General features: G+C 27.5%; 28 protein-coding genes. 10 read left to right on the forward strand and 18 right to left on the reverse strand.

Annotation, left to right across the window (positions count from 1 at the left end; translation table 11 throughout):
• The first annotated feature begins 4 nt into the window (after nt 1-4).
• The 4 genes from AMRN_RS04115 to AMRN_RS04130 all read left to right on the forward strand — a co-directional run bounded on the left by AMRN_RS04115 (nt 5) and on the right by AMRN_RS04130 (nt 1,873).
• The gene (locus tag AMRN_RS04115) at nt 5-424 is read left to right on the forward strand and encodes a FecR domain-containing protein (protein ID WP_099310085.1); all 420 of its coding nucleotides are present in this window, start codon (nt 5-7) and stop codon (nt 422-424) included.
• On the forward strand, nt 421-870 hold the full coding sequence (locus AMRN_RS04120; RefSeq protein WP_099310086.1) for a hypothetical protein: 450 nt from the start codon (nt 421-423) through the stop codon (nt 868-870). The genes AMRN_RS04115 and AMRN_RS04120 overlap by 4 nt, the downstream gene beginning before the upstream one ends.
• Nucleotides 871-1,515 (forward strand): endonuclease III, encoded by a 645-nt coding sequence (gene nth / locus AMRN_RS04125; protein WP_099310087.1) that lies wholly within the window; start codon nt 871-873, stop codon nt 1,513-1,515.
• 76 nt (nt 1,516-1,591) lie between these two features.
• A complete protein-coding gene (locus AMRN_RS04130; protein ID WP_099310088.1) occupies nt 1,592-1,873 on the forward strand; it encodes a hypothetical protein in 282 nt (93 codons plus the stop codon).
• 7 nt (nt 1,874-1,880) lie between these two features.
• Here the strand turns inward: AMRN_RS04130 and AMRN_RS04135 are convergent, their stop codons facing one another.
• A complete protein-coding gene (locus tag AMRN_RS04135; protein WP_099310089.1) occupies nt 1,881-2,093 on the reverse strand; it encodes a hypothetical protein in 213 nt (70 codons plus the stop codon).
• Between the two features lie 102 nt (nt 2,094-2,195).
• Between AMRN_RS04135 and AMRN_RS04140 the strand changes: the two genes are divergently transcribed.
• On the forward strand, nt 2,196-4,169 hold the full coding sequence (locus AMRN_RS04140; RefSeq protein ID WP_099310090.1) for a TonB-dependent receptor: 1,974 nt from the start codon (nt 2,196-2,198) through the stop codon (nt 4,167-4,169).
• Nucleotides 4,170-4,190: 21 nt separating this feature from the next.
• Here the strand turns inward: AMRN_RS04140 and AMRN_RS04145 are convergent, their stop codons facing one another.
• From AMRN_RS04145 to folD, 5 genes are read right to left on the reverse strand one after another with little or no spacing between them, the layout of a single operon-like run.
• Complete coding sequence (locus AMRN_RS04145; protein ID WP_099310091.1) at nt 4,191-5,423, reverse strand: HD domain-containing protein; 1,233 nt, start codon at nt 5,421-5,423, stop codon at nt 4,191-4,193.
• Nucleotides 5,410-5,541: a hypothetical protein gene (locus AMRN_RS14315; RefSeq protein WP_265734369.1), complete on the reverse strand. Its 132-nt coding sequence runs from the start codon at nt 5,539-5,541 to the stop codon at nt 5,410-5,412. Before AMRN_RS14315 ends, AMRN_RS04145 begins: the two co-directional genes overlap by 14 nt.
• Nucleotides 5,542-5,557: 16 nt before the next feature.
• On the reverse strand, nt 5,558-6,013 hold the full coding sequence (gene rpiB / locus AMRN_RS04150) for a ribose 5-phosphate isomerase B (RefSeq protein WP_099310092.1): 456 nt from the start codon (nt 6,011-6,013) through the stop codon (nt 5,558-5,560).
• Nucleotide 6,014: 1 nt separating this feature from the next.
• Entirely contained in the window at nt 6,015-6,800 is a 786-nt protein-coding gene (lepB, locus tag AMRN_RS04155; protein WP_099310093.1) for a signal peptidase I, read from the reverse strand.
• Nucleotides 6,793-7,662, reverse strand: coding sequence for a bifunctional methylenetetrahydrofolate dehydrogenase/methenyltetrahydrofolate cyclohydrolase FolD (gene folD, locus AMRN_RS04160; protein ID WP_099310094.1), 870 nt, complete (start codon nt 7,660-7,662; stop codon nt 6,793-6,795). Before folD ends, lepB begins: the two co-directional genes overlap by 8 nt.
• Before the next feature lie 74 nt (nt 7,663-7,736).
• On the opposite strand from folD, the gene AMRN_RS04165 reads away from it, so the two are divergent.
• The 5 genes from AMRN_RS04165 to AMRN_RS04185 all read left to right on the forward strand — a co-directional run bounded on the left by AMRN_RS04165 (nt 7,737) and on the right by AMRN_RS04185 (nt 10,783).
• On the forward strand, nt 7,737-8,087 hold the full coding sequence (locus tag AMRN_RS04165) for a cytochrome C oxidase subunit III (protein ID WP_099310095.1): 351 nt from the start codon (nt 7,737-7,739) through the stop codon (nt 8,085-8,087).
• 75 nt (nt 8,088-8,162) lie between these two features.
• Nucleotides 8,163-8,699, forward strand: coding sequence for a 50S ribosomal protein L25/general stress protein Ctc (locus tag AMRN_RS04170; protein WP_099310096.1), 537 nt, complete (start codon nt 8,163-8,165; stop codon nt 8,697-8,699).
• Nucleotides 8,700-8,705: 6 nt separating this feature from the next.
• Nucleotides 8,706-9,257, forward strand: coding sequence for an aminoacyl-tRNA hydrolase (pth, locus tag AMRN_RS04175; protein WP_099310097.1), 552 nt, complete (start codon nt 8,706-8,708; stop codon nt 9,255-9,257).
• Nucleotides 9,258-9,259: 2 nt separating this feature from the next.
• Complete coding sequence (locus AMRN_RS04180; RefSeq protein ID WP_099310098.1) at nt 9,260-10,327, forward strand: LptF/LptG family permease; 1,068 nt, start codon at nt 9,260-9,262, stop codon at nt 10,325-10,327.
• Between the two features lie 9 nt (nt 10,328-10,336).
• On the forward strand, nt 10,337-10,783 hold the full coding sequence (locus tag AMRN_RS04185; protein ID WP_099310099.1) for an NUDIX domain-containing protein: 447 nt from the start codon (nt 10,337-10,339) through the stop codon (nt 10,781-10,783).
• On the opposite strand, the gene AMRN_RS04190 is transcribed toward AMRN_RS04185, so the two are convergent.
• The 12 genes from AMRN_RS04190 to AMRN_RS04245 form a co-directional block, all read right to left on the reverse strand.
• A complete protein-coding gene (locus tag AMRN_RS04190; RefSeq protein WP_118897366.1) occupies nt 10,746-12,038 on the reverse strand; it encodes an N-acetylmuramoyl-L-alanine amidase family protein in 1,293 nt (430 codons plus the stop codon). The genes AMRN_RS04185 and AMRN_RS04190 overlap by 38 nt on opposite strands.
• A 95-nt stretch (nt 12,039-12,133) precedes the next feature.
• Nucleotides 12,134-13,210, reverse strand: a complete 1,077-nt coding sequence (locus AMRN_RS04195) for a nitronate monooxygenase (RefSeq protein WP_099310101.1) — start codon at nt 13,208-13,210, stop codon at nt 12,134-12,136.
• Nucleotides 13,211-13,221: 11 nt separating this feature from the next.
• Entirely contained in the window at nt 13,222-14,430 is a 1,209-nt protein-coding gene (gene tyrS, locus AMRN_RS04200; RefSeq protein ID WP_099310102.1) for a tyrosine--tRNA ligase, read from the reverse strand.
• A gap of 20 nt (nt 14,431-14,450) precedes the next feature.
• The gene (locus AMRN_RS04205; protein ID WP_099310103.1) at nt 14,451-16,595 is read right to left on the reverse strand and encodes a RelA/SpoT family protein; all 2,145 of its coding nucleotides are present in this window, start codon (nt 16,593-16,595) and stop codon (nt 14,451-14,453) included.
• Nucleotides 16,596-16,637: 42 nt separating this feature from the next.
• Nucleotides 16,638-16,859 carry a DNA-directed RNA polymerase subunit omega gene (locus tag AMRN_RS04210; protein WP_079578737.1) on the reverse strand — a complete coding sequence of 74 codons (222 nt, stop codon included), beginning with the start codon at nt 16,857-16,859 and terminating at the stop codon, nt 16,638-16,640.
• Nucleotides 16,860-16,871: 12 nt separating this feature from the next.
• Nucleotides 16,872-17,579 (reverse strand): UMP kinase, encoded by a 708-nt coding sequence (gene pyrH, locus AMRN_RS04215; protein ID WP_079578739.1) that lies wholly within the window; start codon nt 17,577-17,579, stop codon nt 16,872-16,874.
• A gap of 65 nt (nt 17,580-17,644) precedes the next feature.
• The gene (locus tag AMRN_RS04220; protein ID WP_079578741.1) at nt 17,645-18,712 is read right to left on the reverse strand and encodes an ATP-binding protein; all 1,068 of its coding nucleotides are present in this window, start codon (nt 18,710-18,712) and stop codon (nt 17,645-17,647) included.
• Nucleotides 18,709-19,635, reverse strand: coding sequence for a 4-hydroxythreonine-4-phosphate dehydrogenase (gene pdxA, locus AMRN_RS04225; protein ID WP_099310104.1), 927 nt, complete (start codon nt 19,633-19,635; stop codon nt 18,709-18,711). The genes AMRN_RS04220 and pdxA overlap by 4 nt, the downstream gene beginning before the upstream one ends.
• Entirely contained in the window at nt 19,632-20,411 is a 780-nt protein-coding gene (locus AMRN_RS04230; protein WP_099310105.1) for a pyridoxine 5'-phosphate synthase, read from the reverse strand. The genes pdxA and AMRN_RS04230 overlap by 4 nt, the downstream gene beginning before the upstream one ends.
• Nucleotides 20,412-20,490: 79 nt before the next feature.
• Nucleotides 20,491-21,900, reverse strand: coding sequence for an anthranilate synthase component I family protein (locus AMRN_RS04235; RefSeq protein ID WP_099310106.1), 1,410 nt, complete (start codon nt 21,898-21,900; stop codon nt 20,491-20,493).
• 12 nt (nt 21,901-21,912) lie between these two features.
• Nucleotides 21,913-22,839 carry an SPOR domain-containing protein gene (locus AMRN_RS04240; protein ID WP_099310107.1) on the reverse strand — a complete coding sequence of 309 codons (927 nt, stop codon included), beginning with the start codon at nt 22,837-22,839 and terminating at the stop codon, nt 21,913-21,915.
• Nucleotides 22,840-22,851: 12 nt separating this feature from the next.
• Nucleotides 22,852-24,114, reverse strand: coding sequence for a serine hydroxymethyltransferase (locus tag AMRN_RS04245; protein WP_118897367.1), 1,263 nt, complete (start codon nt 24,112-24,114; stop codon nt 22,852-22,854).

A 24,114-nucleotide genomic window follows, 5' to 3' on the forward strand; every position in this document is an offset into this window, starting at 1 on the left:
ATTTTTGAAAGCTTTAATACTAGTACTATTTTTTGCATTATTATCTTTTGCAAATGATATTGCAACTGTTGAAAAAGTAGTTCTTGATGATAGTAAAAATCAAGGAGCATTAGTACAAAGAGGAAAAGATATATTGCCTATAATTAGTGCTGGGTTTAAGATTAAAAAAAGTGATATTATAAAGACATTTGATGATTCAAAAGTAAAAATTAGATTTATTGATAATACCATAGTTTATGTAGGAGTAAAAACGATATTTGAGATATCAGAATACTTTTATGATAGAAAAAACAAAGAAAATAATGAAATACATTTTAAAATAAAAACAGGAAGTTATAAAATAAAAACAGGAGATATTGAAAAACTTGCACCTAAAAAGTTTAAAATCCAAACTGATAATTTTATAATAGGAATTAACAAATGAAAAGTCTATTTTTAATAATTTGCTTATTTTCTTTTGCTAATAGTTCAATTATTGTTGGTAATCAAAGTAAAGTTTCTAGTTTAAGTGGTGATATTAAGGTTAGTTCACAAAATTCAAATATTACAAAAAACTTAAGCCTTGCACAAGTAGTTGAAATTAAACAAGATGGTAAGCTAAGTGAAGTTAGAATTCTAAAAAAAGGTGAACTTAAAGATATTTTGAAACTTACTTCAACAACTGATTTAAGTAAAAAAATAGATATAAAAGTAGGACTTTTTAATAAAAATGATGCATTAAAAACTTATGAGGGATTATTGAATTATTTTAATAAAGAAGAGATTATAATAACAAAAAAAGATGAAAACTATTTAATAAGACTAGAAGATATAAACTATGCTTATGCAAAAAAAATCTTTTCTAAAATAAAAAAGTATTTAAGGAAATAGATGAAAAAAGCTACAAAAGCTGAAATTCAAATAATAAAAGAGGCATTTCAAGAAAATTTCAATGATGCAGTAACTGAATTGAATTATAAAAATGATTATGAATTATTAATTGCAATTATTCTAAGTGCCCAATGTACAGATAAAAGAGTAAATATAATAACTCCTGCACTATTTGAAAAATATCCAGATGTATTTTCATTAGCAGATGCAAAAATAGAAGAAGTAAAAGAGCTTTTAAAATCGTGTTCTTTTTTTAACAATAAAGCAAAAAACATTATAAAAATGGCACAAAGTGTTATTTTAGATTATGATGGTGATATTCCTCATAATGAAAAGGAGCTAATAAAACTAGCAGGAGTTGGAAATAAAACAGCAAATGTATTTATGATTGAGTATGCAGGAGCAAATTTAATGGCTGTAGATACTCATGTTTTTAGAGTCTCTCATAGGCTTGGACTTTCATATGAGAAAACAGTTGAGAAAACAGAAGTAGAATTAGTAAAAAAGTTAAAAGACGATTTACATATTTTTCATCAAGCAATGGTACTTTTTGGAAGATACACATGCAAAGCTATAAATCCTGATTGTAATAATTGTCTTTTCCCTCAAGTTTGTAAAACAACAAAATCTTTTAAACCTGCATAAAGTAATTAGTTTTATTTATTTATATTAGTTTTTCTTTTTGTTTGTTATTGTATAAATAAATAATAAGGAGGCTAGTATGTCAAGAGAAGCTATAAAAGTAAAAGAGTTTAAAATCTCTCAAACGAAAACTGGTTTAATTGAAGTATTTCACGTAGAAAAACCTTATGGTGAGTCTAGTTATCCAGTATTTAGAGTTGAAGTTACAAATGAATTGGGTGAAAAAAGTGCTATAGAATTGCCTTATGCAAATTTAAAAGAGCTAATAAGTGCAATTGAAGAATCAAAAAATGTTTGCCATGAAATTCCACATACATTTCCACATGATGAACTTGCAGCAGGTGTAGGAGGAGGGCAGTAGTAAAATACTACTTCAAGCCCTTCTTTAATCTTTGTTTGAACTCATCTTTAGATAGATATTTACTTGTTGAAGTAAGTGTAGAGTGCTTATCTTGAGTATTTAAGAATTTTTTTGATTCATCAATTTTTAGATTTTTTATCATTCCACTTTTTAAACTTTTAAGTATTGTAAGAATATTGTTTAAGTTTTTAGTGTCAACTTCAAAAGATATTTTTGCCATTATTTCTCTCTTTTTTCTTCTATTATATCAAAAAATGATTTTACTATTTAACTTTTAATTAACACATCAAAGCTAATATTTGAAAAAATTTAAAGGATGAGTATGAAAAAATCTTTAGTTTTATCATTTAGTGCAATTGCTGTTTTAAGTGCAAATGAGCAAGTAAGTTTAGAATCAGTTCTTGTAACTGATACATTAAAATCTAAAGTCGTAAAAGATATTAGTAATGAAAATCTAAAATCAGCAGATTTAGCACAAGCCTTAAGTGATGTATCACCTTCAATCTCACTTGTAAGACGAAGTGGTATTGCAAATGATATTATAATTAGAGGGCAAAAAAAAGATAATATTAATATCTTAATAGATGATGCAAAGATATATGGTGCATGTCCAAATAGGATGGATCCACCAACTTCACATGTTCTTACAAATAATATACAAAGTGTTGAAATTATTGAGGGACCTTATGATATTGAAAGTTTTGGTACTTTAAGTGGTAAGGTAAAAGTAAATACAAAAAAACCAAAAGAGGGCTTTTTAGGTGATGTAAATGTTAATTATGGAAGTTATGGCTATAGTAAGTATTCTGCAACACTTAGTGGAGGAACAAAAGATATAAAAGCACTTATCTCTGCTTCAACTGAAAGTAGCGAACAGTATGAAGATGGAGATGGTAATACTTTAGCCCAACAACTTGAAAAAAATAGTAAAGATGACACAAGAGTGTATAGTGATAAATACAAAGATATGGATGCTTATGAAAAGAAAACTTTTATGAGTAAATTATACTTTAATCTAGATGATAAACAAGAGATAAATCTATCTTATACAGCTAATAGAAGTGATGATATTTTGTATGCAAATACACCAATGGACGCAATATACGATGATTCTGATATTTATACTTTTAATTATATAGCAAATGATTTATCAACTTTTTCTAAAAAATTAAAATTTAATACTTATTATTCAAAAGTAGATCATCCTATGGCAACAACATATAGAAAAAATGGTGCAATGGAAATGACAAATCATATGAAATCAAAAATAAAAGGTGCTAAACTTCAAAATGATATGAATTTTTTTAATGGAGTTTTAACTTTAGGCTTAGATACAAGCAAAAGAAGCTGGGAGGGAGAGTATAGCAATAAGATGAATCCTTATCTAGCAGATAGTATTTCTAAAACAGATACAAAAAATAAAGCAGTTTTTGTAAAATACAATAAAGATATAAATGCTTTTAATATTGAACTTGCTTCAAGATATGATAGAACTGATATAAGAACTGATGGGAATGAGCAGGATAATGATTATAACTCTTTAAATGCTTATTTATTAACTACATATAAAGCGAATAATAGTTTAAATTTTTTTGCAGGACTTGGAAAATCAAGTAGGGTTCCAGATGCAAGAGAGTTGTATTTTAAAAAAGGTGGAAAATTAGTAGGAACACCAGATTTAGATCAAACAAAAAACTATGAAATAGATTTAGGTTTTGAAAAAACTATTGGTGATTTTAAAATCAAAACAAAACTATTTTATTCTATGTTAAAAGATTATATAGTTTACAATAATTCAAATGTAGAAAATAAGTTTGAAAATATAGATGCAAAAATATATGGATTTGATATAAGTGGGTTTTATTATGCAAGTGATGAATTGTATTTTGATTATGGTTTATCATATCAAAGAGGTAAAAAAGATGAGGCTTTAGATGGACAAAATGATACAAATTTAGCTGAAATAGCGCCACTTAAAGCGAGAATTGCTTTGAATTATGAAGTAGGTAAAAATAACTTTAAAGCTTCATATATTGCTTCAAAAGCTTGGAGTAACTATGATGAGGAAAATGGAGAACAACATCTAGGTGGATATGGTATTTTAAACTTAAAATATGAAAATAGTTATATAAAAAATACAGTAGTAACACTAGGTGTTGATAATGTTTTTGATAAAACATATGCCACAAGTAATACATATAAAGATTTAACTTTACTTTCATCAACAAGTGATGAGGTAATGCTATTAAATGAACCAGGAAGATATGTATATGTAAATATAAAATATAGTTTTTAAACTAAAAGAGGAACTCCTCTTTTAGTCAAAATCAAATCTTGCTTGGGTTTGTCCTGTACTTCCAAACTCTTCATCAATTTGTCTTGCAAGATCTTTAAAGTCAATTCCTTGAACAGTTTTCAAGCCTTTGAAAATATGTTTTTTACCACTTTGCAACTCTTTTGATTTTATACCATGGGAGATTGATAAACTAGCTTCAATAAAAGCTGAAAGTTTATCACACTGTTTTAAAGCTTTTCCATCAATAGGACTATATTTATCAAGGTTATAATCATCAATATTATCTACAATTTTTATTTGATCTTTATAGTTGATTTTATTTAAAAATTCATCTTTTTTATTATTTTCATAAAGTCCTAAAAGATAAGAAAACTCATCTTTTAATCCCTCTGGAACAAAAGGAAGTATATCATCTTCAATTTTGATTATTTCATACTCTGCAATAATATCTGATAACTCATCTACACTATACTTTACAGGTGAGATTATATCTCTTGTTAAAGCTTCAGGTAAATCATGAAACAGTGCAGTATAAAAGTTATTTTCCAATCTTTTATCACAAGCATCTACATCTTTTGAATAAAAATAAGCAAAAAGTGCAACTGTTAGCATATGACCTAAAACTGAAGTTTCAGGAATTCTTGGTGTTTGTGCCCATCTTTTTTGAAATCTTAATCTTCCACTTAAATCAATTATTCTTGAAAGTTTTTTATTCAAAGATATTTTTCTAACTCCAATTAGTTCATAATAATCTTCGATTTCATCTTCTACACTTCTTTTGACATTTTCAATATCTGTTAAAAATTTTGAAGTTTGATATACTATTGAAAACTCCCATTTTGTTGCTAAATATGATGCAGCTTTAAGTATAAATCTCTCTTTTTTATACATATTTGAATCATATAAATACTCTTCGAATTTTTTTAAAAATACTCCATTTTGAATAGGTTCTAACGAGTCTTTTAGTTTTTCAATTACCCAAGAATTTATCTCTTTTGATTTTTTTTGAATAGCTTTTCTAAATACATCAGGTCTAATATCTGTTACAACTATTCTTCTTAGAAACTCAAAAATACCCGCTTCTATTAAGTGTGTGTAGTTAATGTCATCTTCTAGTTTTGCAATAAAAAAAGCTATTATAAATTTATGGGCTTGTTTATCAAGTTCAACTAACTCAACCATTCTTGGATAATCATTCCATCTTTGAATAGAAGCTGATGAAAAAATGTAGTCAATTATTTTAGGATTTATCATTTTCATCCTTTTTTGAAGATTCATCTTCATCTTTTGGAAAAAATATCATTTTCTTGCCTAAAATCATTAGGGCAACAACACTTAGAACAACTACATATGCAACCCAAGGTTCACGCATGATATTTTTCCTTTTTTTATCTTCGACAGCTTCCCATCTTACCTAAAGCATTTATTTTTTCAACTCTTTGTTCATGTCTTCCACCCTCAAAAGATGAAGCTAACCAAGAGTCAATAATAGCTTCAATCATACCATATCCACTAACTCTTTCACCCAAACACATTATATTTGCATCATTATGTTCTCTTGCCATTTTAGCTGAATATTCATTATGACATAAAGCAGCTCTAATTCCATCAAATTTGTTTGCAGACATAGACATACCAATACCAGAACCACAAATTAAAATACCAAAGCTGTTTTTATTTGCCAATACTTTTTCACATACTTTAACAGCAAAATCTGGATAATCAACTCTATCTTTTGAATAAGGACCTAAGTCTTCTACTTCATGCCCTTTACTTTCAAATAGTTCTTTTACATATTTTTTAATATCAATTCCAGCATGATCTGCTGCTATAAAATATTTCATTTTAGTAAATTCCTTCTTTATGATTTATATCTAACTCTTTTCCTTTTAAATCTTCTTCTAAAGATTCAACTTTTCTAAAAACTCTATCCCATCTAATTTTTTTATTTTCATCCCAAGAAAAGTAGATAAACCAAGGTTTTCCTACAATATTTTTGTATTCAACTGTTCCCCAAAATCTCGAATCATTTGAATGGTCTCTATTATCACCCATCATAAAGTATTCTCCTTTTGGAACTTTAATAGGTAACATATTAAATAGTTGAGCTGGAGCTTGCCTTGTATTTTGTACTTCTGGATCATTATGTATTCCTGGATGATCTTTTTGATAAGGATTAATAACCCAAAGTTTTCCCTCAACATTTAAAATTTGCTCTTGTGCAAAATTCTTTTTTACATACTCATTTCCCTCTTTTGGGTGTAAAATAAGATTTTTATTTTGAATAAGAACTAAATCTCCTCCAGTTGCTACTAATCTTTTTACATAATGAATTGTATCTTCTTTGGGGTATCTAAATACAACAATATCCCCACGCTTTGGTTTGTCACCTTCTATTAAATGTCCATTATTATTAAAATCTGGCAAAATAGGTACTTCAATCCACGGAATTCTAGGAACAGGAATTCCATAAGAGAATTTTTTAACAAAAAGCATATCTCCAATAAGTAAAGTATTTTTCATACTTCCACTAGGAATTACAAAAGCTTGCGCAACAAAAAATATAATACCTAATACAATTATAATTGTACCAGTCCATGAACTAGCCCAGTTGTAAGCTTTTTTAATCATTTAGTTTTCTTTCTCTTTCTTCTCTTAATCTTGCTGCTTTAATTGTATTAACTAAAAGCATAGCAATTGTCATGGGACCAACTCCCCCTGGAACAGGTGAGATATATTTGCATTTTTTTGAAACATTTTCAAAATCAACATCTCCAACCAATTTTCCATTGTCAAGTCTATTTATTCCAATATCAACAACAACAGCTCCATCTTTTACCATATCTTCTGTAATTAGATTTACTTTACCCACACCCACACAAATAATATCTGCATTTTTTGTATGTTCTTTTAAATCTTTTGTATGTATATGACAAGTTGTAACTGTTGCATTTGCATTAAGTAAAAGTGTTCCCATAGGTTTACCTACAATATTACTCGCACCTATTACACAAACATTTTTTCCTTTAGGATCAATGTTATACTCTTCTAATAGTCTCATTACTCCATATGGAGTTGCAGGAGTAAAAGAGTCTAGTCCTAATGTCATTCTTCCTGTATTATACGCATGAAAACCATCTACATCTTTTTCAGGTGTAATAGCTTCTAAAATAGCAGTTGTATCAACATGCTTTGGAAGTGGTAATTGAACTAAAATACCATCTATATTTGGATTTTTGTTCATCATTGCTAAAATTTCCAAAATTTTATCTTGAGATATAGTTTCTGGCATTTCGTGAACAATTGAGTAAATTCCAGCTTGTTTACATGCTTTGCTTTTCATATTTACATAAGCAGCACTTGCAGGGTCTGCGCCTACTAAAACTACAGCAAGTCCAGGTGTAATACCTTTTTCTTTTTGAAGTTCTTCAACCTCAAACTTTATTTCTTCTTTTATTTTATTAGATAATGCTTTTCCATCAAGTATTGTCATGGGGAGTAAACCTTATATATGTTTTAATTTTAGGTTGATATAATACCAAAAACATTTTTACACAAAGGTTAAGATTGAGATTAGTATTTTTATTACTTCTATTTATTATAACTGTTTTTGCCACAGATGATGATAACTCATTTATTACAAAATATGAGTATGGGGCAATGCTTTATGAAAATCCTAGGGGAATAGGGTGTAATAAGTGCCATAATAATGGTAAAAAAGAAGTAATAATCGCAAAATATAGAGATAAAAAAGGAGCGCTTAAATATATAAAAGTTCCTCCACTTACAAATATTAGTTTTGAAAATTTTAAAATTAAATTAAGAGCAGACAAAACAGAATCCTTAGTAATGCCAACATACTTTTTAACAGATGAAGAGTTGGATTCTTTGTACTATTATATTCAAAAGCTAAAATAGCTTATAAAAGTAAAGCTATTATTAATAATAATTTAAATATAATGCGCAACTTAATTTTAAAACAAAGGAATGTTTATGTTAGAGGGTATCGTAAGAGATAGTATGACAAAAATAGAAACTAAATCTTTAAGAAGAGATGGTTACTTAATTGCCAATATCTATGGTAAAGGTTTAGAAAATATTAATGCTGCGTTTAAAACGAATGAATTTATTAAAACGTTAAAAAATAAAGAAACACTTTCGTTTGATGTATCTGTTGGTGGAAATAATTTAAAAGTTGTTGTTCAAGAGTATCAAAAAGCTCCAATTACTTCTGAGTTATTACATGTTGATTTAATGGTTGCACAACCAGGTGTAAGAACTACTTATAAAGTTCCTGTTAAAGTTGAAGGTACTCCAATTGGTCTTAAAAATAAAGGTTTATTCATTTTCCATAAGAAAAGAGTTCCTGTTAAGACTACTTATGAAAATTTACCACAAAGCTTTAATCTAAATGTTGATAATTTAGATACAGGTGACAATATCTTAGTTAGAGATTTAGAATTACCTGAGGGTGTTGAGTGTTTCTTAGACCCAAGAGTACCAATCGTTGGTGTAATTAAAGCTAAGTAATTTATAATGGCTTTAATAGTTGGACTTGGAAATATAGGTGAAAAATACCTATTAACTAGGCACAACATAGGTTTTATGGTCATCGATGAGATGGCCAAAAACTTAAGTACTACTACAATTAATAAATCAAATTTTAAAGCAGATGTTTTAAAATCTTCAAATGACTTACTAGTAAAACCAAAAACTTTTATGAATCTTTCAGGCGATGCAGTTATTGCAATAAAAAATTATTATAAACTTGAAAATGAAGAAATTATTGTAATTCATGATGATTTAGATTTACCTTTTGGAGCAGTTAAATTTAAAATCGGTGGTGGCCATGGTGGTCACAATGGATTAAAATCAATTGATTCACATATAGGAAAAGATTATATAAGAGTTAGAATAGGAATTGGAAAACCACAAAATAAAGAAGATGTGGTAAATTATGTATTAAACAACTTCTCAAAAGAGGAATTAAATAGATTAAAAGATATAATACCCCATACTATCAAAGCTATAGATGCATTAAAAGTTGAATCTATAAATGAAGTAAAATCTAAATTTACATTGAAGTAATAATGAGCATATTAACAAAATATATTTTACAAAAATATCTTAAAAGTTTTTTTATTGTTTTAGTTTCACTACAACTATTTTTTGTAGGAATTGACTTTTTTCAAAATATGAAAAATCTTCCTGATTCTGCAAACTTACAGTTATTATATCTATTTTATAACAGTTTTTTTACACTTACTTTGACTTTACCATTATCTTTAGTATTTGGTTGGATTTTAACTTTAGTAATATTAATAAAAGGTAATGAATTAGTTGCTTTTGTAGCATTAGGAGTTAGTAAAAATAGACTTTACTCGCCTGTTATAAAAATCTCTTTCTTGCTATTACTTGTATTAATAGTTCTTCAAGCAACACCACTTGCTTATTCATATGAACAAAAAAGCAAAATTTTAGATGATGAATATTTTATTAGTACAAAATCAGATATCTTTTTGAAATACAATGACTATCACATTTTCTTTCAAAAACTATATCCAATAGAAAAAAGAGCTGAAAATATTCATATTTTTAAAGTTATTGATAAAGATTTAGTTGAAAGTATTGTTGCTTCAAAAGCTTATTTTCAAAATAATAGATGGTATGTAATAGATGCAAAAATTACTAAAAAACCTAAAAATATTGATTTTGAAGAGTCAAAAATAGAAGTTAGCCATGAAAGATTTTTACATACACTTGAAGGCTTTAAACCAAAGATATTAGACAATGTATATGAATCAAAATCAACTTTTTCAATTATTGATGCAATATCGGCATTAATATTATTAGATAAACAAGGAATTAATACAGATAAGATTAGGGCAGCATTGTATTATGAAATCATAGTATCTTTTTTTATATTGCCATTAATGATTATTATTTTTGCATACTCTTCTTTAAATAGTAGATTTTTTAATATAGGTAAATTTACTTCTCTTTCGATATTTTTTACTTTAATAACATGGGGTATTTTCTTTTTATTACATAAATTTTCAAATAATGGTACACTTTTACCTGAAGTATCACTTCTATTACCAATATTTTTATGGTACACTTTATCTTATTTTATTTATAAGAAAAAAATATCCTATTAAAGGAGAATTATGAGTAAACAAATTAAGGCATATGGACTTGCTTTATATAAAAAAGAGAAGAATAAGATTAAGTTATTGCTTTGCAAATCTATAAAAAGTGAAAGCAAATGGGGTTTTTTAAAAGGTGTACAATTAGCAAAAGAAACTGCTAAACAGTGTGCTAAAAGAGAGTTTCGTGAAGAGTCAGGAATAAATGTTTATATTGATGATTTTGAACAATATTTTGAACAAAAGAATAAAGAAAAAGATATAGGGCTTTGGTTAGTCAATGCAAAAAATATAAAAAATATTGATAAATATTTTTTTCAAGATAAACTACATGATAACTATCTTTCTTGGGAAAATAGTAAAGTTAAATTTTTTGACTTAGATAATCTTCCCCAGTTTAAAAAGAAACAAAAAGAACTTATTCTTAATATTAAGGATTTTTTAGAAAGTAAGAATCAACCCCATTAGCAATTCCTTTTGCTAATAGTTTTTGATAACTACTTTTATATAATCTTTTTCCCTCCGTTGGATGTGAAATATATCCTACTTCTATTAAAATAGATGGCATTTGAGCTCCTACTAAGACCCAAAATGGACCTTCTCTTACTCCTCCATCAACAGTATCTTTATATCTTTGTTGTAAAGTATATAACATATTTTGTTGTACATCAATAGCTAGTTTATTTGAAGCTGTAATTTTACTTTGATTAAGTACTGTTAAAAACGAGTTTTTAGTTGATTTACTCATTGATCTTACATCACTACTATTCTCTTTTGCTGCAACTCTTTTTGCTCTTGCACTTCTTGCTGGGCTTAAGAAAAATGTTTCAACCCCCTTTACTTTATGTGCTTTACTTTTTGCAATAGAGTTTGCATGTATTGATAAAAATATATCTGCATTTTTTTTATTTGCTAAAATTGTTCTATTTCTAACTTTAATAAAAGTATCACCCTTTCTAGTAATATGGACATTATAACCTCTTTTTTTAAGTATATTATACAAATATTTACTCACAGCTAATACAACTTTTTTTTCATATTTTTTGTTAGAACCTACAGCTCCTACATCTTTTCCACCATGACCTGCATCTATTACAACTACTTTTCTTTTATATCTATTCACATTTATTATATTACTATTTGTAGTTGTTTTTGTTGTATTTGAATTAACATTTGAGCCTATATTTAAAAATTTTATGATTATTTGTTTTTTATTTACTATGTAAATTGGATTTAATTTACTTTTATCTCTTACTTTTATATGTAAAAGATTTTTTTCTTTTTGAATAATATATATTCTGTCAATTCCAGAAATTTGAAGTTTTGTTGGTCTTGCGTCTTTAAATGAGCCTTTTATATCAAAAAGATATAAATTAGAGTACTTTGTTTTATCAATACTATAATCTATATATTTTTTTGTTATGTTTGTATAAAAATCAATTATTATCATATTATTTTTTGTATAAATATTTTTAACTGTATAATTTAAATTATTCGTTTTAGGTTTTGTTTTAGTTGTTTTTTTTATAGTTTTTGTTTTTTGTATTTTTACTTTTTTAGTTGTTTTTGTATTTTTAGCAGCTTTTTTTACTCTGATTTTTGCTAATTCTTTTTCATATTTAGAAGTGTTATGACCTAGTTTATTACCATATTTAATTATATTTTTAAGGTGTTTTATCTCTAAAGCAGTATTATTATTTAATACTGCTCTTAGATAACTCATTCTATTTGCATTATATTGTTCTTCAATACTATTTGCAAATGCGAAGTTTAAATTTAATATTAATAAAGAACATAGTAATATTTTTTTTAAAATAACTACTCTCCTTTAGTTAGTTTTTCCATAAGTTCATGAACAGATATTATTTTATCTAATTTATACCCATTTGAACCTGTGAAAAACAATCCTGTATCCAAATCACCTTTATATGCTGCTCCTAGTCTATCTGCTATACAATAACCAACTATTTTTGCTTCTTGACCTCTATGACAAGGCGATACACAATTTGAAATACAAGCAATTTTTGGTGCAGTTTTATTTTCTATAGAAGCCTGTAAGTTGGTCATAACTGCTCTTGCAGGAAGTCCAACTGGAGATTTCATAAGTTTTATATCACTCTCTTTTGCATCAATTAAAACTTTTTTCATATTTGTATCAACATCACACTCATGAGTTCCAATAAATCTTGTTGCCATTTGTACACCATCACAACCAAGAGCTAGAAATTTATCAATATCAGTTTTATCCCAAATCCCACCAGCTGCAATTACAGGAATATTATCTGCCCATTTTTTAGCTTCTTCAATAACAGGACCTACTATATTTTCAAGTTGATACTCTTCTTGAAGACATTGTTCATATGTAAAGCCTTGATGACCTCCTGATTTTGGTCCCTCAACTATAATTGCATCTGGAAGTTTATTATATCTTTTCCATTTTCTACAAATAAGTCTCAATGCTCTAGCACTTGAAACAATAGGTACCAATGCAACATCTGGAAAATCTTTTGTAAATTGTGGCATATTAGTAGGTATTCCAGCACCAGTAATAAGTATATCCGCACCTGCTTCACAAGCATCTTTTACAACTCTTCCATAGTCATTGATAGCATGTAAAATATTACATGCTAGTGGTGCATTTCCACAGATTTTTCTAGCATTTTTAATAATAGTAGTTAAAGCTTCCTTTGAATAAAAATTCAAAACATCAACTGGCTTATCTTTTTTAGTTTTTACAGAAAATTCATCACTATTATAATATCCTGTTCCTACTGATGAGATAACACCTAGTCCTCCCTCTTTACTTACCGTACCAGCTAGCCTGTCCCAACTGATACCTACACCCATTCCACCTTGAATTATGGGGTGCTTAATCTCATACTTTCCTATTCTCAATACTAGCCCTTTTATTTTATTGTAATCTTTGCGAAATTCTTTTTACCTTTTTGTAAAATAAATTCACCAGATTTTAAATTAAGTTTTTCATCAGTTGTTTTTTCTTGATCTATTTTCACAGCACCCGCTTTAATATCTCTTCTTGCTTGTGAAGTTGAATTTACAAGTTTTGCATCAACTAATGCTTGACAGATCCAAATTCCTGCTTCAAATTCATATTCTGGCATATCACTTGGAATGTCTTTTTTTGCAAATATTTTTTCAAACTCTGCTTTTGCAAGTTCTCCTGCACCTTTACCATGATATGTATCTACAATCTCCATGGCAAGTTCTTCTTTAACTTTTTTAGGGTGCAATGAACCATCTTTTACACCTTCTTGTAAGTCATCAAGTTCTTTTAGTGTCTTTTTTGACAATAATTCATAATATTTCCACATCAACTCATCAGAAGTTGATAATAGCTTTCCAAACATGTCATTTGCAGTATCTGTAACTCCTACATAATTCCCTAAAGATTTAGACATTTTTTGAATACCATCTAATCCTTCAAGTAGTGGAGTCATTAGTACAGCTTGTTGTTTTTTACAATCATAAGCTTTTTGTAAAGTTCTTCCCATTAAAAGATTAAATTTTTGATCAGTTCCACCCATTTCAATATCAGTATTCATTGCAACTGAATCATAGCCTTGAAGTAGTGGATATATAAATTCACTTACTGCAATTGGAGTATTTGACGAGTATCTTTTTGAAAAATCATCTCTTTCTAACATTCTTGCAACTGTTAAATTTGAAGCAAGATTAATAATACCAACTGTTCCTAGTTTACTTAACCAATCACTATTAAACATTACTTTTGTTTTCTCAGGATCCAAGATTTTAAATACTTGCTCTTTATATGTTTCAGCATTTTCTAAAACTTGCTCACTACTTAATACTTTTCTAGTTTCACTTTTTCCTGTTGGATCTCCAATAGTTGCAGTAAAATCACCAATTAAAAACTGTACAATTCCACCAAATTTTTGAAATGTTGCAAGTTTTCTTATAAGTACAGTATGCCCTAAATGTAAATCAGGAGCAGTTGGATCAAAACCAGCTTTTACATAGAAGTTTTCACCTTTTTCATAAAAGTTTCTTACTAATTTTTCAATAGCTTCTATGTCAATTATTTCTGCACATCCTCTTTGTATTTCTAATAGTGCATTTTTAATCTTCTCTTCCATTTATCCTCTTTTATAAAATATTATTTATTGTATGCATCTTTTTTTGAAAAAAACTCAATTACTTTTGCTTTTTGTTCTACAATTTTTCTAACTTCTTCCACATTTGAGTTATTTATTTCAAAATCTATATCACAGTATTGTCTGTAAGAGTGTTTTTCTCTACCATAATCAACACTTAGAATATAACCCTCGTATTTTGACATATACATTAATAGTTTTGCTAATTCACCTTTTGTATTAGCCAGGGAAACAACCATTTTATATGGATATAAAGTATCTTTTGTCCATTTACAAAATAGCATATTTTGTTTTGATTTTATCTTCTTATATGCTTTATCACACATCTTATGATGAATGATGGCTTTGTTACCATCTTTAAAAGCTACTATATCATCTCCAAATTTAGGATGACAACAGTGGTCAAATGATACAGAATTTATACTAAAATTTGAATATATTAAAATATTATCAAATTTATACTTTTTTAATTTACTTGCAAGTATTTTGAATCTAGTTACTAATCCATGTTCTTTTATCATTCTTGTTTCAATTTGTTTTTTTATATGTCTTAAAAAATCAAGATTATTTGCTATTTTGTGCAAAGAATCAAAATTATGCGTATTTGTGATTTCTTGAGTGTATCTTACGAAAATAGTATCAAGTATATTTTTACCTGTAAGTTCATTTAACTCTTTTTGTCTGTGCGAACAAAGCATTTTAATCTGTTTTTTGGCTCTATTTGTTTTTACCATATCTACCCAAGAGCACCTAAGAATAGGGTAATCAGTAGTTTTTATAGCTACTATATCAGAACTTTTAAGTTCTGTTAGAAGTGGTTTTTTAATCTTATTTATAAAACATTCAAAAGCATTTTTACCAACATCTGTATGTACAGCATATGCAAAATCATATGCTGTAGAACCTCTTGGGAGATTAAAAGTATCACCATGGGGAGAATAAACTACAATCTCTTCTGAATATAAATCATCTTTTGTATCAGCATAAAACTCTTCAACGTTTTCATTTGAAAACTCTAAAGATTTAAGCCAATTTAAATTTGGTCCATTTTTTGCACCACTTTTATATTTCCAATGTGCAGCAATACCATACTCTGCTATTTTATGCATCTCAAAACTTCTAATTTGTATTTCATATATTTTAGAATTATAAAAAACAGTTGTATGAATAGTTCTATATCCATTCTCTTTAGGTGTTGATACATAATCTTTAAATCTTGAAATTAAAGGTTTGTAAGCTAAGTGTAAATGACCCAAAACCTTATAACAATCAATCTCTTCTGGAACTAATACTCTAATTGCAAGTAAGTCAAGTACTTCATCAATACTTACACCTTTTCTTTGCATTTTTAAATATATAGAGTAATGATGCTTGATTCTACTTAAGATTTTTACTTTTGATGCGTCATAACCATTTTTTTCAAGTATATTTTTTGTATTGCTAATAAAATTATTAAATGTTAATTGAATTGCATGTTGATGATCTTTTATGAATTTATCTATTTTATTATACTCTTTTGGATAAATATAGTAAAAAGCTAAATCTTCAAGATGATTTTTAAGTGTTGAAATACCAAGTCTATGAGCAATAGGAACATAAACTACTAAAGTCTCTTCAGCAATTCTTTTTTGTTTATTTTCAGGAAGTGCATCTAGCGTTAACATATTGTGAAATCTATCACAAAGTTTTACTAAAAGTACTCTAACATCATCGATTGATGCAATAAGCATTTTTCTAAAAGTCATAGCAGAAGATATAGTTTTTGCTTCATGTGTAGATAAACTTGAAGAAAACTCACTTTCTCTAATTTCAACTATTTTTGTAAGTCCATCAACCATGTGGGCAATATCTTCACCCCAGTTTTCTTTTACAAATGTTAAATCATACTCTGTATCTTCAACAACATCATGTAAAAGTGAAGTGGCAACTACTGCTTCATCAGGGCTAAAGTATGCTGTGATTGAAGCAACAAGTAAGGGATGAACAGCATAAGGTTCACCACTTTTCCTAAATTGGTTATCATGAGCTTTAATACTAAAGTCTATGATATTTTTTAATTTAGGTGTTATTATAGTATGTTTTTTTAGCTCTTCAATAGCACCATCGATTGTGTTGATGCTTTGAATTGTTTCTATGAATGGATCCATAATATCACATAAAGAAATTATAAAAGTTTAAAACTTTTATAATTAATCTTCTTTATCTATTAAACCCTCAATAACTAATAAACCATTTGCAATTTCATCAATTGCAATATCAGTATATTTCATGTTTTGTGTATTTTGCTCAAGTAGTGGTTTTGCTCCCTTACTTAAATCGTCTGCTCTTTGCCCAACAGCGATTGATAAAATATATCTATCATTATTTACTTTCTCTAAGGCCTTAGCCATTCTTTCTTCTAATCTTAGCATTAATAATCCTTTTTATTTAACAATTGAACATTTACTAGTATCACCATTGATGATTTTTAGTAAGTTACCTTTTTCACTCATATTAGCAACTACAATTGGAAGTTTGTTATCTTTTGCTAATGCAATTGCAGTATCATCCATCACTTTAATATGATCTTCTAGCGCTCTATCATATGAAATAGTATCAAGTTTAACAGCATCATCATATTTCATAGGATCTTTATCATAAATACCATCAACTTTTGTAGCTTTAATTAACATAGATGCATTTATTTCTGTTGCTCTTAAAGTTGCAGCAGTATCAGTTGTAAAGTATGGATTACCTGTACCTGCACTAAAAATTACAACTCTATTTTTTTCAAAGTGTCTAATAGCTTTTCTTACAATAAATGGCTCAGCAATTTGTTCCATTTTTATAGCAGTTTGTAGTCTTGCATTTAAACCTTTATATTCTAATGCTTCTTGCATAGCAACACCATTTATAACAGTTGCTAGCATACCCATATAATCAGCACTAGTTCTTTTAATTACACCATCAGCAGCAGCAGTAACACCTCGAATGATATTACCTCCACCAATAACAATACCTACTTCAATACCATTATCAACTAAGTTTTTAATTTCATCTGCGATATAGTCCAAAATCTGAGTATCTATACCGTAACCTTCTTCACCAGCTAATGCCTCACCAGAAAATTTAACAAGTACTCTTTTATTCATTTATTTCCTTTTAGAATTTGGTGATTATATCTAAAAAAAAATTAATAGTGATTTAAGATAAACTTTTAACTAACTGCCCATTCAAAAAAAGGTAATACTTCAACTTCAATATCATTTATAAAAAAGTTTTCACTGTAACCTACGGTTACAATATCAATCTTTTTAATCTCATTCTCTTTTAAAACTTTATTTAATTTCTTTTCTATTCCTTTTTTTAATAAAGGATTAAAAAAGGGAATAGATAAAATTACATAATTTTCACTTGGAATAAAAAAATCGATATTATCAAGATAATATATTTTTTCAAAATTTGATTCAAGTTGCAAAAAAACCATATTTGTAAACTCATTTTTAAATTTTTTTGCATGAGAAATTGCATTCAAAAAAGCATGATTATATGAATAAACTTTCTTTATTGCTTTTTCTTGATTATATTTTGGTAAAAAATAGACTAATCCTGAGTTTTCAAAAGTTTTAACTGTAGCATAAAATTTGTCTTTTGAAATTTTTATTTGATTTTTAAGTGTATTAAATAATTGATATAGTGATTTTTTCTCATCAATATTTAAAAATAAAATTTTAAGTATATACTCATAAGTCTCATCTTTTGTATATAATCTTAATATTTCTTGTAATCTTCTCTCTTTTGTATGCTCTTCTAAATTTACAACTCCTGGCATATTTCCATATTTTAAAAAGTTATTAAATGCTTGAGTTGCTGTGTGAAATCTAGTTTCATGAAGTAAATATTCCTCAAAATCTAGTGCTTTTACATGCAAATGTTCAAAGTTTTCAAGAGTTAATTTATTATGATTTGAGATAATAATACTTTCACATTTTGGTAATTCAAATGAAAAATCAAAATTCTCTAAAACTAAAATCTTGATTTTTTTTTCAATTATAAAACTACTTAAATGAACTCTTATTTCTTCTAAATCATTCCTAAAATCTTTAAAATCTATATAGATATAATCATTTGTGTCAAAATTCGCAAGATAGTCATATATTAAATATGTTTTTCCACACTTAGGCGCTCCATAAACAAATGTTTTTTTACTCTTTATTTTTACTTTTCTTTCTAAAAAACTAATTTTTGAAAAATCAAGTTCATAGCATACTTCTAAAGTTTTCATTTTTTACTATTTATTAGATTTATTGCTTCTTTTATGGCATTTAAATAACTTTTTTGATTAATATTTTCATCTTTGTATGCAATATCAAAAGCAGTTCCATGGTCAACTGAGGTTCTAATAATAGGAAGATTTAAACTTACATTTATACTTTGATCAAAATATAAAGCTTTCAATGGTGCTAAACCTTGGTCATGATACATACAAACAAAATATTTACAAGATTTTCTATTTGTTTTTGAAAATGCAGTATCAGGTACAACTGGACCTTTGAAAATATCTTTTTTCAATATTTTATTTGCATTTTTTATTGCTTTAAATATCTCAACTTCTTCATTTCCTAAAACTCCATTATCACTAGCATGGGGATTTAAACCTAATACTTGAATATTATCTTGGTTTACATTTTTATAAAAACTACATAAAAATGTTGTTAAATCTTCTTCATTGATTTTTTTAGGAACTTTTTTTAGTGCAATATGTTCTGTATAAAGTGCTACGAACATTTTTTTACATCCTAACATCATAATTGCATTTTGTCCAAAATAACTTCTTAAAACTTCTGTATGACCTTTAAAATCAATGTTAGCTTTATTCCATGACTCTTTATTTATAGGTAAGGTTACAACAGCATTTGTTTTTCTTTTTTTTGTAAGATTTATTGCATCTATAAATGAATCATAAGAATATTTGCCACTTTTTTTAGATACTTGTCCTGGCTTAATTTCAAACTCACCATTAGTTTTATGAATTTCAAAATCATTAGGAATTTTTAAATTTAGAAGTTTTGCACCTTGTTTTAGCATTTCATTATTTATACAATAGATTGGCTTACAAATTTTTTTTATTTTTTCATGACTTTGTAATGCAATTTGTAAACCAATTCCATTTAAATCACCAATAGATATTGCTATTTTATGCTTCATTTGATTGACTCTTTCATATCTAATATTGCTTGATGTAATCCAGTATAAACCGATCTTGCAATAATACTTTGACCAATATTTAATTCACTAATAGTTTTAATAGAAGAAATCAAACTTACATTTTGATAGTTAAGTCCATGTCCAGCTGCAACTTTTAAGTTTAATTGATCTGCTTTATTTGAAGCTTTTTTTATCTGTTTTTTTGACTCTTTAAGCATCACTTTTAGCTCTTGTCTTGGTAGTTCTAACTCTTTGATGCTATGATGAGTATTTCTTAAATTTCCATATAACATTGCATAAATATTTGCAAATGTACCTGTATGAAGCTCTATCCATTCAACTTTTAATTCACTACTTAGTTTTATTGTCTCTTTTTTTGGATCTATAAATAGTGAAACTTCAATCTCATTATCATGAAGTTTTTTAATAGCTTTTTTGATTTTTTCAAAATTTGATTTTATATCAAGACCACCTTCTGTTGTTACTTCTTGCCTATTTTCAGGAACTAAAGTTGCTCTTTGTGGTTTTAATTTACATACAATATCAATAATTTCATCATTTATTGAACACTCTAAATTTACAGGTAAAGTTGAGCTCTTTATAATTTTTTTTGCATCATCATCGTGTATATGTCTTCTATCTTCTCTTAAATGAATAGTTATTTGATCTGCATTTGCTAATTTACAAATACCTAAAGCATCAAGAGGATTTGGATCATTTATTTTTCTTGCTTCTCTTAAAACAGCAATGTGGTCAATATTTACTCCAAGTAACACTATGTATCCTTTTGTTAGTTTTTAATTATGTTATCTAATATTTAATTTTATAAGAATAAAGTAGAAAAAAGAGTATCTTTTAAGATAACTCTTTCAATGTTGCTATATTTGCAGCAAGTTTATTATGTACTTCAAGATACTCAAGCTCATTTACAGAATCAGCAACAACTCCAGCACCTGCTTGGAATATAACTTTATCTTTTGTAAGAAGTGTTGTTCTAATAGTTATTGCACTATCCATATTTCCATCAAATCCAAAATATGCAATACTTCCACTATAAAAACTTCTTTTAATACCCTCAAATTGTGCGATTAGTTCCATGGCTCTAATTTTTGGAGCACCTGTCATAGTACCAGCTGTAAATGTTGCAGCAAATAAATCAAACATATCATACTGCTCATCAATGACTGCTTCAACATCAGAAACAATATGCATTACATGTGAATATTTTTCTATTCTCATTAAATCAGTAACTTTAACAGTTCCAGCTTGAGCAACTCTTCCTACATCATTTCTACCTAAATCTACAAGCATAAGATGTTCTGCTTTCTCTTTTGGATCATCAAGTAGTTCTTTTTCAAGCTCTAAATCTCTAGCTAATGTTTTACCTCTTTTTCTTGTACCTGCTATTGGTCTTAAAAGTAGGTGATTATCTACAAGTTTTATCATAACCTCAGGAGAACTACCCGCAATACAAAAATCTTCATACTCTAAAAAAAACAAATATGGACTAGGATTTTTGCTTCTTAAGGCTCTGTAAAAACTTAAGTGGTCAACCTTTGCTTTTTGAATAAATCTATTTGACATAAGAATTTGAAAAACATCTCCACTTCTTATCATCTCTTTTGATTTGTCAACCATTTCAAAAAACTGTTCTTTTGTATAGTTGAATTTTCCCTCATCTAAAAGTGTAGCTTTTTTTAAAGGTGTAAAAGTATAAGGAGTATGTAACTGTTTTTCTATAATATCTAACTGTTTTTCATACTCTTTAAGCGAGGTAACCATTACAAGTTTTGAAGTTTTATGAGAAAAGCCTAAAATCATTTTTGGTCTTATTAAATCAACATCAGGAATATTTAACTGATCAGTTAAGTTACTCATAGATTTTTTTAGTTTTGGTTCAAACTCTTTACCTATATCATAACCTATATTTCCAATAAAGCCATCAATTAGTCCAATTCCTAACTCTCTTGCTTTTTCTTTGAAAAGTTTTTTATCAAACTTTTTATAGTATTTTTGAAGAAATTTTAAAGGATTTGATTCAACTTCATTTATCTTTCCATCTTCATCTTTGTGAAAGCATTTATTATCTTTGTACCAAACCCTTTCTCTATCTCCTACTATTATAAAAGAGTAGTTTCCATCGCTTGAATTGATAGTACTTTCAAATAAAAAAGTAATTTCATCTTTATAAAGTTCTTTTACTTTTTCATAAATTGAAACAGGAGTAAACTGGTCTAAAAAAAGCTCTTTTGAATAAAATGTCATTACAAAGTGCCCTTAAAATCTAAGAATAAAAGCACTTGATATATTTAGCTTTCTTTTGATTATTGACATATTCTCTTCTGCTTTTGTTCTATTGTTATATGGTCCTACTAATACTTTATTATAAACTTTACCATTTACAGTTACTTTATAAATAGTATAATTAAAGCCATTTTTTTCTATCTTTTCAAGATATTTTTTAGCTGGTTGCTTAGAAAAAGCACCAACTTGAACAAAAGTTCCTTTTGGTTTAGAAGTATTAGTTGATTTTTTAACTGTTTTAGTAGTTTTTTGTTTTTTTACTTCTTGTTTTTTTACAACAGGTTTTGTTACTTTTTTTACTACTTCTTTTTTAGCTTCTTCTTGTTCTTTTTTAATTCCAAAAACATCAGGTTTTGCTGCTTCTTCTTCTACTTTTTTCTCTTTTTGTTCAATAGAATCAATATTTAGCTCACTATCTTCTGTATTTACTTCTTCTGTTTGGTTTGTTTGTTCTTTAATATTTTTTAATTTTTCATCAATTATTTTTTGATATTGTTGTTCAATACTGTCATTTTCTAAACTTTTCTCTTCATTTGTTTTCTCTTGTGTATTAGAAAATGAGTCATCATCACTAGGACTATTTAAAAGACGAATAATAACTATTGTTAATAAAAAAAGAATTATTAAAACAAGTCCCAAAATCAAATATTTTCTTTTATTTGTTTCATTTGATTGACCTGAATTATTAGAAGCACCATTTAACATAATATCTCCTAGTTCTTGATCATCAATATCTACTTTAACAGCATCATCATCTTGCATATTAGGTTTTGAGTAATATTGTTGGTTTGTTTGAACATCTTCTTCATCACCTTTAAGTTGTGAAAGTCTTTGTTCTAACTCTTCTGTTTCTTGTTTCTTTTGTACTTTTTTTAAAAAGTCTTCGCCTTTAATTTCCATAACTAATCCTTATTAGTAAGTAGATTGAGAATAAATAACAAAATTAGAAGCAAGAGCTTCAAGTTCTTTGTTTATATCATCTTGAAGTTTTGTGTTTTCAATGTCGTCTAAAACATCGCAAATTTTATTTGCTATAAACTCAAACTCTTTCTCTTTCATTCCTCTTGCTGTTAATGCAGGACTTCCTATTCTAATACCACTTGTTACAAATGGACTTCTAGTTTCACCTGGAACTGTGTTTTTATTTACTGTTATACCTGCATTCCCAAGTGCTGCATCTGCATCTTTTCCTGAAAATGGTTTATTTAAAAGTGATACTAATACTAAGTGATTATCTGTTCCATCACTTACTAAATCATATCCTCTTTTTACTAATACATCTGCTAATACTTTTGCATTTGCTTTTACTTGTTTTGCATAATCTTTCCATGATGCTTGTAAAATCTCTCCAAATGCTACTGCTTTTGCTGCAATTACATGTATTAATGGCCCACCTTGAATTCCTGGAAATATTGCTGAATTAATCTTCTTTGCAATATCTTCATCATTTGTTAATATAAGTCCACCTCTTGGTCCTCTTAATGTTTTATGTGTAGTTGTTGTTACAACATGTGCATGTGGAAATGGTGATGGATGTTCATTGGCTGCAATTAAACCTGCAATATGTGCAACATCAGCAAAAAGAAAAGCACCAACTTCATCTGCTATTTCTCTAAATCTTTTAAAGTCAATCTCTCTTGCATATGCACTTGCACCACAAACAATAATTTTTGGTTGAACAATTTTTGCAATTTCTAAAACTTTATCATAATTAATTCTTCCATCAAGCTCAACTCCATAATAAAAAGCAGAGTAATTCTTTCCTGAAAATGATGGTTTTGAACCATGAGTTAAATGTCCACCATGAGATAAATCCATACCTAAAATTTTATCACCAGCTTTTAATAATGCTGCATATACTGCACCATTTGCTTGGCTTCCTGAGTGTGGTTGTACATTTGCATATTTACAATTAAAAATCTCACAAGCTCTATCTATTGCTAGTTGTTCTACTTCATCAGCAAATTCACAACCTCCATAATATCTTTTATATGGATAACCTTCAGCATATTTGTTAGTAAATACTGAACCCATTGCTTCCATTACTGCTGGGCTTGTAAAGTTCTCACTTGCTATCATCTCTAAATGATTTGTTTGTCTTTTTAACTCTTTTTGTATTATTGAATATACTTTCTCATCTGCTTGTTCTAAGTTTGCGCTTGTTATATAACTCAT

The sequence above is a fragment of the Malaciobacter marinus genome (assembly GCF_003544855.1).
In the GTDB taxonomy this organism is placed as follows: Bacteria; Campylobacterota; Campylobacteria; order Campylobacterales; family Arcobacteraceae; genus Malaciobacter; species Malaciobacter marinus.

What these genes read in the sequence shown, in the direction of transcription:
- AMRN_RS04245 (WP_118897367.1), bottom strand. Translation starts at nt 24,114, where the DNA reads ATGAGTTATATAACAAGCGCAAACTTAGAACAAGCAGATGAGAAAGTA.
- pdxA (WP_099310104.1), bottom strand. Translation starts at nt 19,635, where the DNA reads ATGAAGCATAAAATAGCAATATCTATTGGTGATTTAAATGGAATTGGT.
- AMRN_RS04220 (WP_079578741.1), bottom strand. Translation starts at nt 18,712, where the DNA reads ATGAAAACTTTAGAAGTATGCTATGAACTTGATTTTTCAAAAATTAGT.
- AMRN_RS04130 (WP_099310088.1), top strand. Translation starts at nt 1,592, where the DNA reads ATGTCAAGAGAAGCTATAAAAGTAAAAGAGTTTAAAATCTCTCAAACG.
- AMRN_RS04210 (WP_079578737.1), bottom strand. Translation starts at nt 16,859, where the DNA reads ATGCTAAGATTAGAAGAAAGAATGGCTAAGGCCTTAGAGAAAGTAAAT.
- AMRN_RS04180 (WP_099310098.1), top strand. Translation starts at nt 9,260, where the DNA reads ATGAGCATATTAACAAAATATATTTTACAAAAATATCTTAAAAGTTTT.
- tyrS (WP_099310102.1), bottom strand. Translation starts at nt 14,430, where the DNA reads ATGGAAGAGAAGATTAAAAATGCACTATTAGAAATACAAAGAGGATGT.
- pyrH (WP_079578739.1), bottom strand. Translation starts at nt 17,579, where the DNA reads ATGAATAAAAGAGTACTTGTTAAATTTTCTGGTGAGGCATTAGCTGGT.
- AMRN_RS04235 (WP_099310106.1), bottom strand. Translation starts at nt 21,900, where the DNA reads ATGACATTTTATTCAAAAGAGCTTTTTTTAGACCAGTTTACTCCTGTT.
- nth (WP_099310087.1), top strand. Translation starts at nt 871, where the DNA reads ATGAAAAAAGCTACAAAAGCTGAAATTCAAATAATAAAAGAGGCATTT.
- AMRN_RS04145 (WP_099310091.1), bottom strand. Translation starts at nt 5,423, where the DNA reads ATGATAAATCCTAAAATAATTGACTACATTTTTTCATCAGCTTCTATT.
- AMRN_RS04205 (WP_099310103.1), bottom strand. Translation starts at nt 16,595, where the DNA reads ATGGATCCATTCATAGAAACAATTCAAAGCATCAACACAATCGATGGT.
- AMRN_RS04240 (WP_099310107.1), bottom strand. Translation starts at nt 22,839, where the DNA reads ATGGAAATTAAAGGCGAAGACTTTTTAAAAAAAGTACAAAAGAAACAA.
- folD (WP_099310094.1), bottom strand. Translation starts at nt 7,662, where the DNA reads ATGACAATACTTGATGGAAAAGCATTATCTAATAAAATAAAAGAAGAA.
- AMRN_RS14315 (WP_265734369.1), bottom strand. Translation starts at nt 5,541, where the DNA reads ATGCGTGAACCTTGGGTTGCATATGTAGTTGTTCTAAGTGTTGTTGCC.
- AMRN_RS04185 (WP_099310099.1), top strand. Translation starts at nt 10,337, where the DNA reads ATGAGTAAACAAATTAAGGCATATGGACTTGCTTTATATAAAAAAGAG.
- lepB (WP_099310093.1), bottom strand. Translation starts at nt 6,800, where the DNA reads ATGATTAAAAAAGCTTACAACTGGGCTAGTTCATGGACTGGTACAATT.
- rpiB (WP_099310092.1), bottom strand. Translation starts at nt 6,013, where the DNA reads ATGAAATATTTTATAGCAGCAGATCATGCTGGAATTGATATTAAAAAA.
- AMRN_RS04170 (WP_099310096.1), top strand. Translation starts at nt 8,163, where the DNA reads ATGTTAGAGGGTATCGTAAGAGATAGTATGACAAAAATAGAAACTAAA.
- AMRN_RS04190 (WP_118897366.1), bottom strand. Translation starts at nt 12,038, where the DNA reads ATGAGTTATCTAAGAGCAGTATTAAATAATAATACTGCTTTAGAGATA.
- AMRN_RS04140 (WP_099310090.1), top strand. Translation starts at nt 2,196, where the DNA reads ATGAAAAAATCTTTAGTTTTATCATTTAGTGCAATTGCTGTTTTAAGT.
- pth (WP_099310097.1), top strand. Translation starts at nt 8,706, where the DNA reads ATGGCTTTAATAGTTGGACTTGGAAATATAGGTGAAAAATACCTATTA.
- AMRN_RS04120 (WP_099310086.1), top strand. Translation starts at nt 421, where the DNA reads ATGAAAAGTCTATTTTTAATAATTTGCTTATTTTCTTTTGCTAATAGT.
- AMRN_RS04135 (WP_099310089.1), bottom strand. Translation starts at nt 2,093, where the DNA reads ATGGCAAAAATATCTTTTGAAGTTGACACTAAAAACTTAAACAATATT.